This is a genomic window from Zhihengliuella sp., assembly GCF_031178195.1.
GTDB lineage: Bacteria > Actinomycetota > Actinomycetes > Actinomycetales > Micrococcaceae > Zhihengliuella.
Genome location: NZ_JAPSJL010000001.1, coordinates 284,981 through 300,568, shown reverse-complemented (window position 1 = coordinate 300,568; position 15,588 = coordinate 284,981). Strand labels below are relative to the sequence as shown.

General features: G+C 72.4%; 13 protein-coding genes. 5 read left to right on the top strand and 8 right to left on the bottom strand.

The genetic code is table 11. The annotated features are described in order from the left end of the window. Positions 1 to 24 precede the first annotated feature (24 nt). Together RIN46_RS01305 and RIN46_RS01300 are read left to right on the top strand one after the other, a co-directional pair. The gene (locus RIN46_RS01305; protein ID WP_309080594.1) at positions 25 to 1,506 is read left to right on the top strand and encodes a helix-turn-helix domain-containing protein; all 1,482 of its coding nucleotides are present in this window, start codon (positions 25 to 27) and stop codon (positions 1,504 to 1,506) included. Positions 1,507 to 1,602: 96 nt separating this feature from the next. Next, positions 1,603 to 2,466, top strand: a complete 864-nt coding sequence (locus tag RIN46_RS01300) for an HAD family hydrolase (protein ID WP_309080595.1) — start codon at positions 1,603 to 1,605, stop codon at positions 2,464 to 2,466. 116 nt (positions 2,467 to 2,582) lie between these two features. Here RIN46_RS01300 and RIN46_RS01295 read toward each other — a convergent pair whose 3' ends face one another. Both RIN46_RS01295 and RIN46_RS01290 read right to left on the bottom strand, forming a co-directional pair. Beyond that, positions 2,583 to 3,959 carry an aspartate aminotransferase family protein gene (locus tag RIN46_RS01295; protein ID WP_309080596.1) on the bottom strand — a complete coding sequence of 459 codons (1,377 nt, stop codon included), beginning with the start codon at positions 3,957 to 3,959 and terminating at the stop codon, positions 2,583 to 2,585. 11 nt (positions 3,960 to 3,970) lie between these two features. Further along, on the bottom strand, positions 3,971 to 5,476 hold the full coding sequence (locus RIN46_RS01290) for a CoA-acylating methylmalonate-semialdehyde dehydrogenase (RefSeq protein WP_309080597.1): 1,506 nt from the start codon (positions 5,474 to 5,476) through the stop codon (positions 3,971 to 3,973). Positions 5,477 to 5,596: 120 nt separating this feature from the next. Here RIN46_RS01290 and RIN46_RS01285 point away from each other — a divergent pair, with 120 nt between their 5' ends. Then, the gene (locus RIN46_RS01285) at positions 5,597 to 7,294 is read left to right on the top strand and encodes a PucR family transcriptional regulator ligand-binding domain-containing protein (protein WP_309080598.1); all 1,698 of its coding nucleotides are present in this window, start codon (positions 5,597 to 5,599) and stop codon (positions 7,292 to 7,294) included. A 54-nt stretch (positions 7,295 to 7,348) separates the two neighbouring features. Here RIN46_RS01285 and RIN46_RS01280 read toward each other — a convergent pair whose 3' ends face one another. Beyond that, complete coding sequence (locus RIN46_RS01280; RefSeq protein WP_309080599.1) at positions 7,349 to 8,581, bottom strand: MFS transporter; 1,233 nt, start codon at positions 8,579 to 8,581, stop codon at positions 7,349 to 7,351. A gap of 100 nt (positions 8,582 to 8,681) precedes the next feature. Further along, positions 8,682 to 9,110, bottom strand: a complete 429-nt coding sequence (locus RIN46_RS01275; protein ID WP_309080600.1) for a MarR family transcriptional regulator — start codon at positions 9,108 to 9,110, stop codon at positions 8,682 to 8,684. Between the two features lie 189 nt (positions 9,111 to 9,299). Between RIN46_RS01275 and RIN46_RS01270 the strand changes: the two genes are divergently transcribed. Continuing rightward, positions 9,300 to 10,190 (top strand): hypothetical protein, encoded by an 891-nt coding sequence (locus tag RIN46_RS01270; protein WP_309080836.1) that lies wholly within the window; start codon positions 9,300 to 9,302, stop codon positions 10,188 to 10,190. A gap of 122 nt (positions 10,191 to 10,312) precedes the next feature. On the opposite strand, the gene RIN46_RS01265 is transcribed toward RIN46_RS01270, so the two are convergent. The 3 genes from RIN46_RS01265 to RIN46_RS01255 all read right to left on the bottom strand — a co-directional run bounded on the left by RIN46_RS01265 (position 10,313) and on the right by RIN46_RS01255 (position 13,183). Then, complete coding sequence (locus RIN46_RS01265) at positions 10,313 to 12,283, bottom strand: FAD-binding monooxygenase (protein WP_309080601.1); 1,971 nt, start codon at positions 12,281 to 12,283, stop codon at positions 10,313 to 10,315. 340 nt (positions 12,284 to 12,623) lie between these two features. Next, positions 12,624 to 12,839, bottom strand: a complete 216-nt coding sequence (locus RIN46_RS01260) for a PLDc N-terminal domain-containing protein (RefSeq protein WP_309080602.1) — start codon at positions 12,837 to 12,839, stop codon at positions 12,624 to 12,626. Positions 12,840 to 12,871: 32 nt separating this feature from the next. Then, positions 12,872 to 13,183, bottom strand: a complete 312-nt coding sequence (locus RIN46_RS01255) for an antibiotic biosynthesis monooxygenase (protein WP_309080603.1) — start codon at positions 13,181 to 13,183, stop codon at positions 12,872 to 12,874. Positions 13,184 to 13,370: 187 nt separating this feature from the next. Between RIN46_RS01255 and RIN46_RS01250 the strand changes: the two genes are divergently transcribed. After that, positions 13,371 to 14,540 carry an MFS transporter gene (locus RIN46_RS01250; protein ID WP_309080604.1) on the top strand — a complete coding sequence of 390 codons (1,170 nt, stop codon included), beginning with the start codon at positions 13,371 to 13,373 and terminating at the stop codon, positions 14,538 to 14,540. A gap of 17 nt (positions 14,541 to 14,557) precedes the next feature. Here RIN46_RS01250 and RIN46_RS01245 read toward each other — a convergent pair whose 3' ends face one another. Beyond that, the gene (locus tag RIN46_RS01245) at positions 14,558 to 15,568 is read right to left on the bottom strand and encodes a LacI family DNA-binding transcriptional regulator (RefSeq protein ID WP_309080605.1); all 1,011 of its coding nucleotides are present in this window, start codon (positions 15,566 to 15,568) and stop codon (positions 14,558 to 14,560) included. Positions 15,569 to 15,588 lie beyond the last annotated feature (20 nt).

The window sequence follows — 15,588 nt, the reverse complement described above, 5'->3', positions numbered from 1 at the left end:
GGGCGCGTGGCGTACGCTCGACGCATGACCCCACCCGACCGGACGCGCAAGGCGCCCCCGGCCCGCGATCAACCGGAGGACGACGCCGTCGATGTGATCGCCCTGGGGCGGCGGCTGCGGCATGCCCGCAAGGAGGCAGGGCTGACGCTCGACCGGTTGAGCGAGGCGGTCGGCGTCGTGCCCAGCCAGCTGAGCCTGATCGAGAACGGCCGGCGCGAGCCCAAGCTGAGCCTGCTCAAACAGCTCGCCTCCGCCGTGGGGACGAGCGTCGACGACCTGCTCGGCGGCGGCCCGCCCAGCCGCCGTGCCGCCCTCGAGATCGAGTTGGAGCGGGCCCAGCGCGGACCGCTGTACCAGTCACTGGGACTGCCGACGGTCCGGGTCTCCTCCCGGCTGGGGATCGACGTACTGGAGTCGCTGGTCGGGCTGCAGCGGGAGCTCGCGCGGCGGCTCGAGGAGCAGGCCGCCACCCCGGAGGAGGCGCGGCGGGCCAACACCGAGCTCCGCGCGGAGATGCGCGCGTGCAACAACTACTACCCGGAGCTGGAGCGCGGCGCGCAGGAGCTGCTCGACGCCGTCGGGCACAGCGACGGACCGCTGTCCCAGCACGTGACCGCGGATCTGGCCGACCATCTGGGCTTCAGCCTGCGCTTCGTGAACGACCTGCCGCACTCCACGCGCTCCGTGACGGACCTGAAGAACAAGCGGATCTACCTGACCCAGGACGACCGCGGGCACGACCAGCGGTCCGTGCTGCTGCAGGCCCTGGGCAACTACGTGCTGGGGCACCGGACGCCGGCGGACTACTCCGAGTTCCTCCGCCAGCGCGTCTACACCAACTACTTCGCCGCGGCGCTGCTGATGCCGGAGCGGCAGACCGTGGCGCTGCTCCAGCGGGCGAGGGCGCAGAAGGAGCTGGCGATCGAGGACCTGCGGGACGCGTTCGCGGTGTCCTACGAGTCGGCGGCGCACCGGTTCACGAACCTCGCGACCGAGCACCTGGGCATCACCACGCACTTCCAGAAGGTGCACGAGTCCGGGATCGTCCACAAGGCCTACGAGAACGACGGCGTCAACTTCCCCGCCGACCACACCGGTGCCATCGAGGGGCAAGCGATCTGCCGGTACTGGACCAGCCGGGTGGTCTTCGACGTGCCGGACAAGTTCCGGGCCTTCAACCAGTACACCGACACTGTGAACGGGACGTTCTGGTGCACCGCGCGGACCGAGCGCCACTCGGCGGGGCTGTTCTCGCTCTCGGTGGGGGTCCCGTTCGAGCACGCGAAGTGGTTCCGCGGCCGCGACACCACGGAGCGCTCCAAGTCCCGGTGCCCCGACGAGACCTGCTGCCGGCGCCCGCCGGAGACGCTCGCCGCCGCGTGGGAGGGCCACGCGTGGCCGGCCACCCGGGCCAACGAGCACCTCCTCGCCGCGATGCCGCCCGGGGCGTTCCCGGGTGTGGATGACACCGAGGTCTACCGCTTCCTGGAGTCGCACACCGACTGACCGGTCCGACGGCGTCGCGCCAGCATCCTTCGAGGTGCACGACCCGACCGGCCACAGGCTGCTCCGCCTCGCAGCCGACGCCGGTAGGATCCCAGCATGCGATCCCAGCCTCACAGCTCTCCCGCGCGCCCGGGCCGCGGCGGCGCCGTCCGGGCGGTCTTCCTCGACGTCGACGGGACCTACGCCGACTACGGGGTGGTCCCGCCGGGGCACGCCCAGGCCGTGCGAGCCGTCCGTGCGGCGGGGCACAAGGTCTTCCTCTGCACGGGCCGGCCCACGTCCATGCTGTCCGCGGACCTCCTCGGAGCGGGCTTCGACGGCGTCGTCGCCAGCGCCGGCGCGTACGTCGAGGTCGCCGGGGAGGTGCTGGTGGACCGTCGGTTCCCCGCGGATCTGGCGGCCCGGACGGTCGAGGTCCTCGACGCCAACGACGTCGTCTACGTGCTCGAGGCGCAGGAGTTCCTCCACGTCCCGCCGGCTGCGGAGGAACGCTTCCGGGCGATCATCCAGGAGCACTTCGACCGCGGCGTCGGCGCCGGGGCGTCCGCGATCCTGGGCGCCCTGCGGCCGGCGGGCAAGCGCACCGAGGTGCCGTTCTCGAAGGTGTCCGTGATGGACAGCTCCGTCCCCATGGCCCGCCTGGTCGAGGAGATCGGCGACGGGATCGCCGTCGTCGAGAACTCGATCGCGGACGAGGGCCGGCACACGGGCGAGCTCTACCAGCGCGGGATCAGCAAGGCCGACGGCGTCGCGGCGGCGCTCGCCCGGCTCGGCATCGCCCGCGAGGACTCGGTCGCCGCGGGCGATGGGGAGAACGACCTGGAGATGATCGAGTTCGCCGGGGTCGGGATCGTCATCGAGGGCGCCTCGGAGCGCCTGCTGGCTCTGGCGGACCGGACGGCGGCGCCGCCGCGGCAGGAGGGCCTGGTGGCCGCCTTCGCCGAGCTCGGGCTCACCTGACTCCTCCGCACCTGACCTCCGTGCACCTGCCGTCCGGCACCGGACCCGGTCCCACCGGACACGCGAGCGGGGAGGGGGCCGCTCGGCTCCCTCCCCGCTCCCGGTGCGGACGGGTGTCAGACGACGTGCTGGTCGGTCAGGCTCAGCGCCTCGTCGATGATCGCCAGACCGCGCCGCGCCTCCTCCTCGCCGATGTTCAGCGGCGGCACCACGTGGAGGCGGTTGAAGTTCGCGAACGGCAGGAGCCCAGCGGCCTTCAGCGCCGCGATGAGCTCGTTCATCTCCGGTGACGAGCCGCCGTAGGGGGCCATCGGCTCCCTCGTCTCCCGGTTCTTCACCAGCTCGATCGCCCAGAAGCACCCGGCGCCGCGGACCTCGCCGATCGAGGGATGACGCTCGGCCATGGCGCGCAGCTCGGGGCCGAAGACCTCCTCGCCCAGGCGTGCGGCGTTCTCGACCATGGACTCCTCGCGCATCGCCGTGATCGCCCCGACCGCCGCGGCGCACGCCAGCGGGTGGCCGGAGTACGTCAGCCCGCCCGGGTAGGGCCGCTGCGCGAACGTCTGATAGATCGCCTCCGACATCGCGACGCCGCCGAGCGGCACGTAGCCGGAGTTGACGCCCTTGGCGAAGGTGATGATGTCCGGGGTGACGCCCCAGTGCTCGACGGCGAACCACTTGCCGGCGCGGCCGAAGCCGGCCATGACCTCGTCGGCGATGTAGACGATCCCGTACTTGGCCGTGAGCGCGCGCACGCCCTCGATGTACCCGGGCGGCGGAACGTAGATGCCCGCAGTTCCGGGGATCGACTCGAGCACCAGCGCCGCGATGCTTCCGGCGCCCTCGAGGACGATGATGTCCTCGAGGTGCCGCAGCGCCCGCTCCGTCTCCTCCTCCGGGGACGTGGAGGAGAAGTAGGAGCGGTACGGGTAGGCGGGTAGGAAGTGCACGACGCCGGAGTCGCCGTCGTCGTTCGGGACCCGCCGCGGGTCGCCGGTGACGTTGATCGCCAGGTGGGTGCCGCCGTGATAGCTGCGGTACGCGGAGAGGACCTTCTTCCGCCCGGTGTGCAGGCGGGCCATGCGGATGGCGTGCTCGTTCGCGTCGGCGCCGCCGTTGGTGAAGAACACCCGGTTCAGGTCCCCCGGCGTCAGCTCGGCGATCAGCCGCGCCGCCTCCGAGCGCGCCGCGGTGGCGTGCTGCGGGGCCACCGTGCACAGCTCCGTCGCCTGCCGGACGATCGCGTTGACGACCGTCGGGTGCTGGTGCCCCACGTTGGTGTTGACCAGCTGCGAGGAGAAGTCCAGGTACTGCTTCCCGTCGGCGTCCCAGACGTAGACGTCCTGCGCCTTGACGATCGACATCGGATCCAGGGTCTCCTGGGCGGACCAGGAGTGGAAGACGTGGGCGCGATCCAGCTCGTAGGCCCGGCGTCCGGCGTCCAGTTGCTCGGACGTCGGGGCGACGGCCGCCGTCGTCGTGGTCTTGGTCATGGTCCTCTTCCTTAGGAGTGGGTCGGGAAGCCGAGGTTGAGTCCGCCGTGGCTGGGATCGAGCCAGCGCTTGGTGACGACCTTGCCGCGGGTGAAGAAGTGCACGCCCTCGGCGCCGTGTGCGTGGGTGTCGCCGAAGAGGGAGGCCTTCCAGCCGCCGAAGGAGTAGTAGGCCATGGGGACCGGGATCGGCACGTTGACGCCGACCATGCCCACCTGGACCTCGTTCTCGAAGCGGCGGGCCGCGCCGCCGTCGTTGGTGAAGATCGCCGTGCCGTTGCCGTACTCGCTGTTGTTGATCAGCTCCAGTCCCTCGTCGTAGCTCTCGACGCGGACCGTGGAGAGGACCGGGCCGAAGATCTCGTCCGTGTAGATGGACATGTCCGTGGTCACGCGGTCGAACAGGGTCGGGTTGAGGAAGAAGCCCTCGCCGTCGGCGTCCGGGTCCACCTGGCGGCCGTCGAGAACCAGCTCGGCGCCGGCCGCCTCGCCGGCGTCGATGTAGGAGGCGACCTTGTCGCGGTGGGCGGCGGTGACGAGCGGGCCCATGTCGCAGCCGCGGGTGCCGTCGCCGATGCGCAGCGTGCGCGTGCGCTCGGCGATCTTGGCGACGAGCTCGTCGGCGATGGACTCCACCGCGACGACGACGGAGATCGCCATGCAGCGCTCGCCGGCGGCCCCGTAGCCCGCGTTGACCGCGGCGTCGGCGGCGAGGTCCAGATCCGCGTCCGGCAGGACCAGCATGTGGTTCTTCGCGCCGCCGAGGGCCTGCACGCGCTTGCCGGAGGCCGTGCCGCGCTCGTAGACGTACTGCGCGATCGGGGTGGAGCCGACGAAGGACACGGAGTCGACGTCGCGGTGGTCCAGGAGGGCGTCCACGGACTCCTTGTCGCCGTGGACCACGTTGAACACGCCGTCCGGCAGGCCTGCCTCGCGCCAGAGCTCGGCCATCCAGTTGGCGGCCGTCGGGTCCTTCTCGCTGGGCTTGAGGATGACGGTGTTGCCGGCGGCGATCGCGACCGGGAAGAACCACATCGGCACCATGGCCGGGAAGTTGAACGGGGAGATGATGGCGGAGACGCCCAGCGGCTGGCGGACGGAGTGGACGTCCACCTTGGTGGAGGCGTTCTCCGTGTGGCCGCCCTTGAGGAGGTGGGCGATGCCGCACGCGACCTCGACGACCTCCTGGCCGCGGGAGATCTCGCCGAGGGCGTCGTCGAGGACCTTGCCGTGCTCGGCCGTGATGATCTCGGCGAGCTCGCCCTTGCGGGCGTTGAGCAGCTCGCGGAACGCGAACAGGACGGTGGTGCGCTTGGCCAGCGAGGTGTCACGCCAGCCGGGGAAGGCGGCCTTCGCGGCCGTGACGGCCCGGTCCACGGTCTGCGCCGAGGCCAGGGCCACGCGGGAGGTGACCTGCCCCGTGGCGGGGTTCGTGACGTCGGCGAATCGGCCGCCCTGCTCGGCGTCGAACTCCGCGCCGTCGATCCAGTGGCCGAGCGTCTTGGTGATGGTCTGCATGCCGGTTCCTTCTGTGGTGCTTGCGCTGTGAGCGCCTTCTGCCTCCATCCTGAGACCTCTGTTACATCGACGGTAGAGACAACCTGTCGGGATTCGGACGCCTAGGGCTACGATCTGTCGATGAGTACCCTTGCATCGCCTTCGGGCACTCCCGTCCCGGAAGCCCCTGCACCGGATGCCCCCGCCTCGGGGCTCACCCTCGCCGCCGTGCTGGACCAGGAGGAGATCCGCGCCGGGGACCCCGAGGTCCTGGCCGGCGCGGATGGCCTGGACGCCGTCGTGCGCTGGGTCCACGTCGGCGACTCGGCGCACGTGGCCGAGCTGCTCGAGGGCGGCGAGCTGGTGCTCACCACCGGTCAGGCGTTCCGTCACTCGGCGGAGGCCACCGCCGGCTTCCTCGACGAGCTGGAGGCGGCCGGGGCCGCCGGGGCCGTGATCGAGCTCGTCGACGAGCACTCGCGCCCCGCCCCGGAGGCGATCGCGCACCTGCGCACCGCCGTCGTCGGACGGGCATTCCCCGTGGTGCTGCTGACGCGGAAGGTGAGGTTCGTGCGCATCACCCAGGTGGCGCACCGCATGCTCGTCGGGGAGCAGCTCGCCCGCGTCGAGCGCGCCCGGCGCGTGCACGAGGTCTTCACGCAGCTCTCGCTCGAGAGCGCCAGCGAGCAGCGGATCGTCGACCGGACGGCCGGACTGCTCGGCGCGCCCGTGGTTCTGGAGGACGTGGCGCACCGGGTCCTGGCGTTCCACGCGGAGGACTCGGCCGAGCTGCTGCGCGACTGGTCCGGCCGGGCCCGGCTGGTGGGCTACCTCGAGCGGACCGGGCGCCGCGGCGATACGGAGGACTGGCTGCAGACGCCGGTGGGGCTCGCCGGGCGGCGCTGGGGGCGGCTCGTGGTCCCGGGGCCGCTGGAGGACGACGACGACGCGGTCCAGGTGCTCGAGCGCGCCGGTCAGGCGCTCACGCTGGCGCGGATCGCCGGCCGCGACGAGCGCGAGCTGCTCTACCAGGCGCAGGCCGGCCTGATCCACGAGCTGCAGCATTCGGCGACCCTGACGGAGTCGGCGGCCCGGACGCGTGCCGGGGCGCTCGGGCTCAAGGACGCCCCCTACTATCTGCCGGTGGTGTTCCGCCTGGACCGGCTCCCCGCGGAGGCGCCCACGAGCCTCCAGCTCCGCGAGCGGGCGCTCATGGACGACCTCGTGGAGGTGGTCCGGCGCTCGCATCGCACCATGCTCGCCGCGGGCAAGGACGCCGGCTCGATCGGCATGCTGCTCCCGGTGGGCGCCCGGCAGTTGGAGGACCAGATGCTGGAGGGGATCTGCGCGCGGCTGGCCGATCGGCGGCGGCAGAATGAGTCCGACGCCGGCTGGACCGTCGGGGTGGGGCGCAGCCGCCCGGCGCTGCTGGAAGCGGCCGCGGGCCTGGACGAGGCCGTGCAGGTCGCCGAGATCGCCGGGACCCTGGAGACCCGGCCGCGCCCGTTCTTCCGGTTCGCCGACCTGCGCTTGCGCGGGCTGCTGTCCCTGCTGCGGACGGATGCGCGGGTGCGGGCGTTCGCGGAGGCGGAACTCGCCGGGCTGCTGGAGGACGGCGACGCCGCGTCGCTGGAGCTGTTGGAGCTCTATCTCCAGCACGGCGGGAACAAGTCGGCGCTGGCTCGCACCGGGTACCTGAGCCGCGCGGCGCTCTACGACCGGCTGGCCCGGCTGCAGGACAAGCTGGGCGTCTCGCTCGACGACGCCGAGTCGCGGGCCGCGCTGCACGTCGCCCTCATCTGGCACCGCCTCGAGACCGGGACCGCTGCGCCGGCCTGAGTCGACGCCTGCGGCGTCCATCGTCCGAGGGGTCGGCGCGGCCGCCGTCCTGTCCTACTCGCCCAGCGAGATGGCCTCCGCCTCCTGCGCCGGCGACTCGTGGAACGGCTCCTCGGTGCGCTCGAGCACCCGGCCGGCCGCCAGGACCAGCACGGCGGCCAGGAGCACCCCGCCGGCGCCGAAGAGGAACGGGACCGTCGGCGTCCACGCCGCGGCGAGGGCCGCGGCGACCGGCGGGGCGATGGCACCGCCCAGGAAGCGGACGCCGGAGTAGGACGAGGACGCGACCGCGCGGGGCAGGTCGCTCGCCTCCATCACGCACTCGGTCAGAACGGTGTTGATGACGCCGATGATCAGGCCGCCGACCACCACCATGGCCACAAGCGCCGGGGTATTCCCGACCTCCAAGCCGGTGACCGCGAGCGCGGCGGCGAACAGCGCGAGCATTGCCCATAGCACGCGCCGCGGCGAGATCCTCCGCGTGAGCATCGGTGCGCCGAAGACACTGGTCAGGGCGACGCCGAGCCCCCAGCCGGTGAAGACCATCCCGATGCCGAGGGACGTGAAGCCCAGCGGGTACGGGGTGTAGGACATCAGCACGAAGAAGCCGATGTTGTAGAGGAACGCGGCCACGGCGAGCGTCAGGATCGACGGCACCGCCAGGGCGCGGAAGGGCGCCCCGACCGATGCGTGCTCCGGGCGCGATCCGCTCCGGGGCAGGAAGAAGAGGATGGAGCCGAACGCGATCAGCATCAGCACCGCGGTGCCGAAGAAGGGCGCCTGCCAGCCGATCGTCCCCAGCAGGCCGCCGGCCAGCGGGCCCATGGCGATGCCGAGGCCGAGCGCCGCCTCGTAGATGATGATGGCCGAGCCGGCGCTGCCGTTCGCCGCGCTGATGATCGAGGCCAGGGCCGTGGAGATGAAGAGCGCATTGCCCAGGCCCCAGAGGGCGCGGAAGGCGATGAGCGCCTCGATCGAGGTGGCGCACCCGGCGAGGGCGGACGCGACGACGATGACCGCCAGTCCGAGCATCAGCGTGGTCCGGTAACCGATCCGCGAGGAGACCCAGCTCGTGAAGAACATGCCCAGCCCCGTGATCGCCAGGTAGCTGGTGAAGAGGAGCGAGGTCTGGGTGGGCGTCGCCCCGAGCTGGACGGTGACGGTGGGCAGGATCGGGCCGATGAGGCCGATGCCCATGAACGCGATCACCGCTGCGAAGGCGAGGGCCCACACGGCCCGGGGCTGGTCGAGGATGGAATTCTGCTGGACGGTGGGGACTCGGGTCACGCGGTGTTCGGTCCTTCGGGGTCGATCGGTGGTCGGTGGTCGTGGTCGTGGTGGATCCTCGGCGGGCCGCTGGGTGCGCCGGCGCCCGCTCGGATGCCGGTCAGTCGCCGGTCGCGGCCTCCAGCAGTTCGATGGTCCGCGCGATCGCGGCCCGGTCCTGCTCGTCCAGGTCCGGGAAGCGCGGCTCCAGCAGCTCGGCGAGCTGGATCATCCGCTCGTCCAGGGCGGTACTGCCCGCTGCGGTGATCCGGAGGAGGGAGGCCCGCCGGTCCTCGGGGTCGCTGCCGCGCTCCACCAGGCCGGCCGCCTCGAGGTCCGCGGCGATCTGCGTCGCGCGGGGCTGGCTGATGCGCTCGTGCGCCGCGATCTGGCCGACCCGCACGCCGTCGAACTGGCGCAGCAGTCCGAGGACGCGGTAGTTGGTGTCGCCGCGGAGTGCGGGGGAGAGGTGGGCCGCCAGGCGTGTGGTGCGGTAGGCCGAACCGAGGAGGCGGCTGATGAGCTCTGCAGTGGTGGGGGTGCTGGACACGCGCAACAGCATAACAGACTTATATAACTAAGTTATCTAGTTCTGCGGTGGACGGCGGGCGGACGTCCGTCTCGATGGCCGACTCAGGGGGCCCGGTGAGGGAACTCCCGGCCGGGCGTGGGAGTTTAACGGGGAGAGGCGCGGTGGGAATCGTGCCGCACCCGAGAACGAGGAGGCCGCACCGTGGCGATGTTCGACAAGTTGGTCCGCAAGGGAAAGCAGATGGCGGGCGACTACGTCCGCGAGCAGCTCCAGCAGCGCAGCGGGGACGGCCAGCGCGGACCGGGCGGGCGGCAGGCCGACCGCCAGCCGGGCTATGGCTCCGGCGGCTACGACGATCGCGGCTACGAGGACCGAGGCCGCGGCGGCCATGGTGACCGACGGTACGAGAATCGCGGGCCCGACTCGGGTCGCCAGCGGCCGCAGGGCGCCCCGGGCGGTGACGCGGCCGCCATGTCCCGCGAGGACCGGGCGGCGATCGAGAAGTACCGCTACATGCTGCGGACGGCGCCGCCGCAGGAGATGGAGCGCGCGCACGAGGAGGCCTTCGCCCGCCTCACGCCGCAGCAGCGCGCACTCCTGCAGTCGGAGCTCTCCGAGGAGCTGCCGCCGGCCGAGCGGCCCGGTACCGACCGGCCGCACGACCTGGCGCGGGCTGCCACCCGGGCCGAGGTCTCCCGCCCGGGCTTCATGGAGAAGCTCCTCGGCGGGGGCGGCGCACAGGGCGGTGGTTCCCGTCGTCCCGGGATGGGCGGCCTGGCCGCAGGGGCGGCAGGTGGCCTGGGCGCGGGACTGATGGCCGGCGTGGCCGGCGCCTTCATCGGCACCGCGATCGCCGGCCCGCTCCTGGATGGCTTCAGCGGCCTGGGCGAGGAGCTCTCCGGCGCGGGCGACGGGCTGACGGAGGGTATCGCCGGCGCCGGAGAAGGCATCGCGGGCGCCGGGGAGGGCATCACGGCCGCCGGCGAGGGGTTGACGGACCAGGCCGGCGGGCTGCTGGGCGGCCTCTTCGGCGGCGAGGGCGGTGGCTTCGGCGGTTTCGGCGGCGACGGCGGGGGCTTCGGCGACTTCGAGGTCTAGCAGCGCCAGCGGGCGCGTTCCCGAGCGTCCCGGCGGCGACGGCCGTTGATCGAGGCAGGCGCCTCGGAGAGGAACGGGCGGCCCGGCACGTCTCCGTGCCGGGCCGCCCATTCACGTGCTGGCTAGTGCGACGGCGTTGCGCCGCTCACCGCCTGCGCTCCGCTCATCGGCTCTGCTGCGTCCCCGAGCTGCACATCGCTCGGCGGCTGCGCCGTGCCGCGGACGCCGGCGAAGAACCGGCCGAGCTCCTCCGTCGCCGTCAGCGGCAGGATCTGCGCCACGTACTGATCCGGACGGACGACGACGACGGCGCCCGAGCGCGCGATGCCCCGGGCCTCGAAGATGTCCTCCCGCGGGTCGGCCGCGTAGACCTTCTCGTAGTCCGTGAGCCCGAAGGGGCCCATGGGCGGCTTGAACTCCGCGGGCACGGCGCCGAGGTCCACCTCGCTGTGCTTCTGCTGGTAGACCACCTTGAGGTCGAACCAATCGTTCGGTGCGACGCCGTCGGGCAGGGCCGCGAACGGCGAGTCCGCCGCGTCGCCGATCCACGCGGCGAACTCCGCGACGTCCGATGCGCCGCCGGCCTCCGCCTGGTCGGCGAAGACGTAGATCCTCCAGCGGCCGTCCGCCCTGGCGTGGTGCCCCAGGTGCAGGGGGACGGCGTCGCACACGCGCACGACCGGTGCGGATTTGAAGCGCTTGCCCACCGGGAAGCCGGTGGCGAGATCCTGGTGCTCCGCCTCGGCGACCAGCATGGACGGCGAGTACTGCGTCATGAACCCGGCCGGGAACTCCTGCGTGCGGACGTAGAACTCCTCGAGCTCCGAGGGGTCCTCGAACTCCTCCGGCTTCTTGGCCATGAGGGTGGACCACTGCCGGTCGAAGTCGATCAGGTTCTGCGCCACCACCTGGCGCTCGGCCGAGTACGTGGCCAGCAGGCTCTCCGGGCTGCGCCCCTCCAGCACATGGCCGAGCTTCCAGCCGATGTTCCATCCGTCCTGCATGGAGACGTTCATGCCCTGGCCCGCCTTGGCGCTGTGCGTGTGGCAGGCGTCGCCGGTGATGAAGACCCGCGGGGTCCGCCGGCCGCGCTTCTCCGCCACGACGTCGTCGAACCGGTCGGTGAGCCGGTGGCCCACCTCGTAGACGCTGTGCCAGGCGACGTTGCGGACGTCGAGGGTGTACGGACTGAGGATCGCGTTGGCCTTGGCGATGATCTCGTCGATGGTGGTGCTCCGCACGGCTCCGTGGTTCTCGGGGTCGACCTCGCCGAGGTCCACGTACATGCGGAAGAGGTGGCCGCCCTCGCGCGGGATGAGGAGGATGCTCCCGCCGCTGCCGGACTGGATGGCGCACTTGAGGCGGATGTCCGGGAAGTCGGTCACCGCGAGGACGTCCATGACGCCCCACGCGTGGTTCGCCTGGTCCCCGGCCAGCGAGCAGCCGATCGACTGGCGCACCCGGCTGCGGGCGCCGTCGGACCCCACCACGTACTTGGCGCGGACGGTGCGCTCCTCGCCGATGTCCTCGCCGGCGGTCCGGGCGAGGGTCACGGTCACGGGGTACTCGGCGTCGTCGTCGACCTCCAGGCCCGTGAACTCGTAGCCGTAGTCCGGCTCCATGCGGGTAGGGGAGTTCCTCATGAACTCGGCGAAGTAGTCCAGCACGCGAGCCTGGTTGACGATCAGGTGCGGGAACTCGCTGATGCCGGCCGGGTCGTCCTCCGGGCGGGCCGTGCGGATGATGCGGGACGGGTCCTCGGGGTCCGGCTTCCAGAAGGCCATCTCCGTGATCCGGTACGCCTCCTCCGTGATGCGCTGGGCGAAGCCGAAGGCCTGGAACGTCTCCACGCTGCGCGCCTGGATGCCGTCCGCCTGGCCGATCGCCAGCCGGCCCGGGCGGCGCTCGACGATGCGGGTGGTCACGTCCGGGAACTGGGAGAGCTGCGCGGCGGTGATCATACCGGCGGGGCCGGTCCCCACGATGAGGACGTCGACCCGGTCCGGGAGCTCCTCCGGGCGGTCCAGTCCGACGCCGGCCGCGGGCTGCACCCGCGGGTCGCCGGAGACATAGCCCTGGTGGTGGAATTGCACGGCTTCCTCACTCCTTCGTGACGGGGTCGCTGCATCCCCTGTGTTCGATAATAGAACGGCCGGTTCGATAGTCGAACAAGCGCCTGCTCCAACTGTAGGGCACATGTGACTGCGGTCATAGTCCGGGGCGGGAGAGATCGAGGGTGCGCTCCTGCAGGTCCCGCGGCTCGAGGTCGCACTTCTGCAGCTCCCGGGGCTCGGCGTCGCACTCCTGCAGGCCGAAGCGGGTGTGGGCCTGCAGGAGTGCGACGCCGATGCGCTGCCGCCGGGCTGCCGGCCCCGGGACGCAGAAAAGCCCGGGTCCGTCCGCAGTGGACGGGCCCGGGCCAGGGGGTGGGTGCTAGTTCCTGCGGCCGAAGGCCAGATACGCCAGCGGCCCCCCGAAGTTGAGGAAGCTCGCGGCGATCCAGCCCGCCTTCGGGCCGTTGACCTCCTCCGCCGGGCGCTCCGCGATGTCCCGCAGGACCACGAACTGCAGGGCCAGCTGTGCCACGCCGAGGACGCCCAGGCGCCACTTCTGCTGCCGGGTCAGCTCGGCCCACGACTTCTTCGCCATGTCATTCCCCTCTCGATGGACTCGGTCCCAGCCTACGCATGCGGGTCAACCACCGCGGCGACCGTCTCGAAGTGCTCCACGCGCGGGAACGGCTCGTAGAACCGGTGCAGCAGCGCCCGCCACTGCTCGTAGCCGGCGGAGCCGCGGAAGCCCTCCTCGTGGTCGGCGACGCTGTCCCAGTCCACCAGCAGCAGATAGGTGGACGGGCGCTCGATGCACCGGGAGAGCGTCAGGCCGCGGAAGCCGGGGCTGGCGGCGATGAGTGTGCGGGCGTGCTCGAAGGCGGCCTCGAACTCGAGCTCGAGGTCCTCGCGCACGGGGAGCAGGGCATGCTCGCGGATCATGGGTTGTTCTCCTCGGCGGGCGGGTCGGGGGAGCGGGGCCGCGATGCGGCACGGGGCGCTCCCAGCGTACGGCCGGCGTCCGAGGGGGACGCGCGTTCGGCGCAGGGCCGGACCCGCTGGTCGCCCGAGTCCGACGCGCCGTCGTTGTTTTTCACCAGCCGGCGGAGAATGCGGAAGACTCGACCTCATGCATCCAGATCCCGTGCTCCGGCGCGCCCGCGTCGCCGCCATGCTGGCCTTCGCGACCAATGGCGCGCTCCCCGCCTCCATGCTGGCCCGCTACGCCGAGGTCAAGGACGTGATGGGGGTCAGTCCGGCGGTGTTCGGCCTGCTCGTGGTCGGCATGACGCTCGGCGGCGCCGCCGCCTTCCACCTGCCGGCGGCCGTCCTGCGCCGCTTCGGCACCCCGCGCACGACGGCGTTCGGCACCCTCTGGTGCGCCCTCGCCCTGACCGTGGCGGCCACCGGCGTCGTCGTCGGGCTGCCGTGGCTGTTCCTCCTGGGGCTGTTCCTCTGCGGCGTGGGGGACGCGTGCGTGGACGTCGGCCAGAACTCGCAGGGGCTGCGCGTGCAGGAGGCGTACGGCCGCTCGCTGCTGAACTTCATGCACGCGGGGTGGAGCATCGGCGCGGCGGTGGGCGGCGGCGTCGGCACGGTCATGGCGGTCGCCGACGTGCCGCTCGTGGCCCACCTGGCCGTGTGGGGCGCGGTGTGCGTCGCATCGATGGCGTGGGCGGCGCGGAACTTCCTGCCCGAACGAGCGGCCGTCGCCGAGGAGGCCCCCGCCGCCTCGCTGGGCGGCCGCGGCGTCGCGAAGTTCCTCATCCCGCTGGCGCTGGTGGCGCTGGCCGGCATCAGCGTGGAGGAGATCGGCGGGAACTGGTCCGCGGTCCTCCTGGCCAGCGAGCGGGGGCTGCCCGCCGGTGCGGCGGGGATCGGCGTGAGCGTCCTGCTCGGCGCGCAGTTCGTGGGCCGGCTGCTCGGCGACCGGGTGATCGACCGGCTGGGCGACCGGCGGGCCCTGCTGATCTCCCTGGCGGCGGTCGCCGTCGGACTGCTCGCGGCCGCCTGGGCCCCGAATGTCCCGCTGACGCTGCTCGGTCTGGTGGTGGCGGGCCTCGGCTGCGCGGTCACCGTGCCCGTGGCCTTCGCGCAGGCCGACGCGGTCCCCGGCCTGCCGCCGCACAGCGGTGTGACGTGGGTCAGCTTCGCGATGCGTGCGACGACGATCGTGCTCAGTCCCGCGATCGGCGTCACGACCATGGCGGCCTCGCTGCCCGTGGCCATGTCGGTGCTGACGGCGGTCGCCGTCGTCGCGCTCGTCTGGCAGCTGCGCGCTCCGCAGCTCCCGCGGTAGGGCTGCGCGGAGCGGTCCTAGTGGGCTGCGCTCGCCTCGCCGGTCTCGCGCGCCGTGCTCGCGCGGATCACGAGCTCCGGCTTGAACACGGTGTGCTCGACGTCGGCCCTGCCCAGGAGCATCCGCACGGCCGTGCGGCCCATCTCCTCGGCCGGCCGGCGGACGGTGGTCAGCGGGACGATCGCGCTGGAGGCGAACTCGATGTCGTCGTAGCCCACGAGTGCCACGTCCTCCGGCACCCGGTAGCGGCCGTCCATGATCAGGGCCTGGAGCACGCCGGTGGCGAGCAGGTCGTTGGCGCAGAAGATCGCGTCCGGCGTGGTCTCCCGCCGCAGGAGGTCGGCCGCCGCGGCCCGCCCGCCGAGGATTGTCATGCCGGAGGTCCGCACGAACTCCAGCTCGGCTCCCGCCGCCTCCGCGGCCGCCCGCGCCCCGGCGAAGCGGTCCGCGACCTGGCGCAGGCCCGGATCCGAGGCCAGGAACGCGATCCGCCGGCGGCCGCCGGCGACCAGGTGCTCGACGGCGAGCCGGCCGCCGTGGACGTCGTCCACCGACGCGGAGCCGTACGTCTCCGCCTCGGCGTCGCGGTCGACGAGGACCGTGGGGACGCCCCGGCCCACGAGCTGGGCCAGGCGGGCGGAGGGATCCCCCACCGGGCTGATCAGCAGGCCCTGGACGCGCTGCTCCTCGAACAGGTCGATGTAGCGCTCCTCGCGGCGGGGATCGCCCTGGCTGCTGGCGAGCAGCACGGTGGAGTTGTGCTGCGCCGCCTCGTCCTCGGCGCCGGCGGCCAGCGCGGCGTAGAACGGGTTGGCGGCGTCCAGGAGCACCAGCCCGATGGTCCGGCTCTGGCCGGCGCGGAGCTGGCGGGCGGCGTCGTTCCGGACGAACCCCAGCTCGGCGATCGCGGCCTGGACGCGCTCGCGCGTGGCGGAGGCGACGCGGTCCGGATTGTTCAGCACGTTGGAGACGGTGCCCACCGAGACCCCGGCGCGGTCGGCGACGTCCTTGACGCTGGCGGCTCTCATGGGTACTCCTCCGTGTGACG

Coding starts and splice junctions, on each gene's coding strand:
- RIN46_RS01290 (WP_309080597.1), bottom strand. CDS start 5,476: ATGCAGACCATCACCAAGACGCTCGGCCACTGGATCGACGGCGCGGAG.
- RIN46_RS01250 (WP_309080604.1), top strand. CDS start 13,371: ATGCATCCAGATCCCGTGCTCCGGCGCGCCCGCGTCGCCGCCATGCTG.
- RIN46_RS01300 (WP_309080595.1), top strand. CDS start 1,603: ATGCGATCCCAGCCTCACAGCTCTCCCGCGCGCCCGGGCCGCGGCGGC.
- RIN46_RS01285 (WP_309080598.1), top strand. CDS start 5,597: ATGAGTACCCTTGCATCGCCTTCGGGCACTCCCGTCCCGGAAGCCCCT.
- RIN46_RS01270 (WP_309080836.1), top strand. CDS start 9,300: ATGTTCGACAAGTTGGTCCGCAAGGGAAAGCAGATGGCGGGCGACTAC.
- RIN46_RS01295 (WP_309080596.1), bottom strand. CDS start 3,959: ATGACCAAGACCACGACGACGGCGGCCGTCGCCCCGACGTCCGAGCAA.
- RIN46_RS01260 (WP_309080602.1), bottom strand. CDS start 12,839: ATGGCGAAGAAGTCGTGGGCCGAGCTGACCCGGCAGCAGAAGTGGCGC.
- RIN46_RS01245 (WP_309080605.1), bottom strand. CDS start 15,568: ATGAGAGCCGCCAGCGTCAAGGACGTCGCCGACCGCGCCGGGGTCTCG.
- RIN46_RS01255 (WP_309080603.1), bottom strand. CDS start 13,183: ATGATCCGCGAGCATGCCCTGCTCCCCGTGCGCGAGGACCTCGAGCTC.
- RIN46_RS01305 (WP_309080594.1), top strand. CDS start 25: ATGACCCCACCCGACCGGACGCGCAAGGCGCCCCCGGCCCGCGATCAA.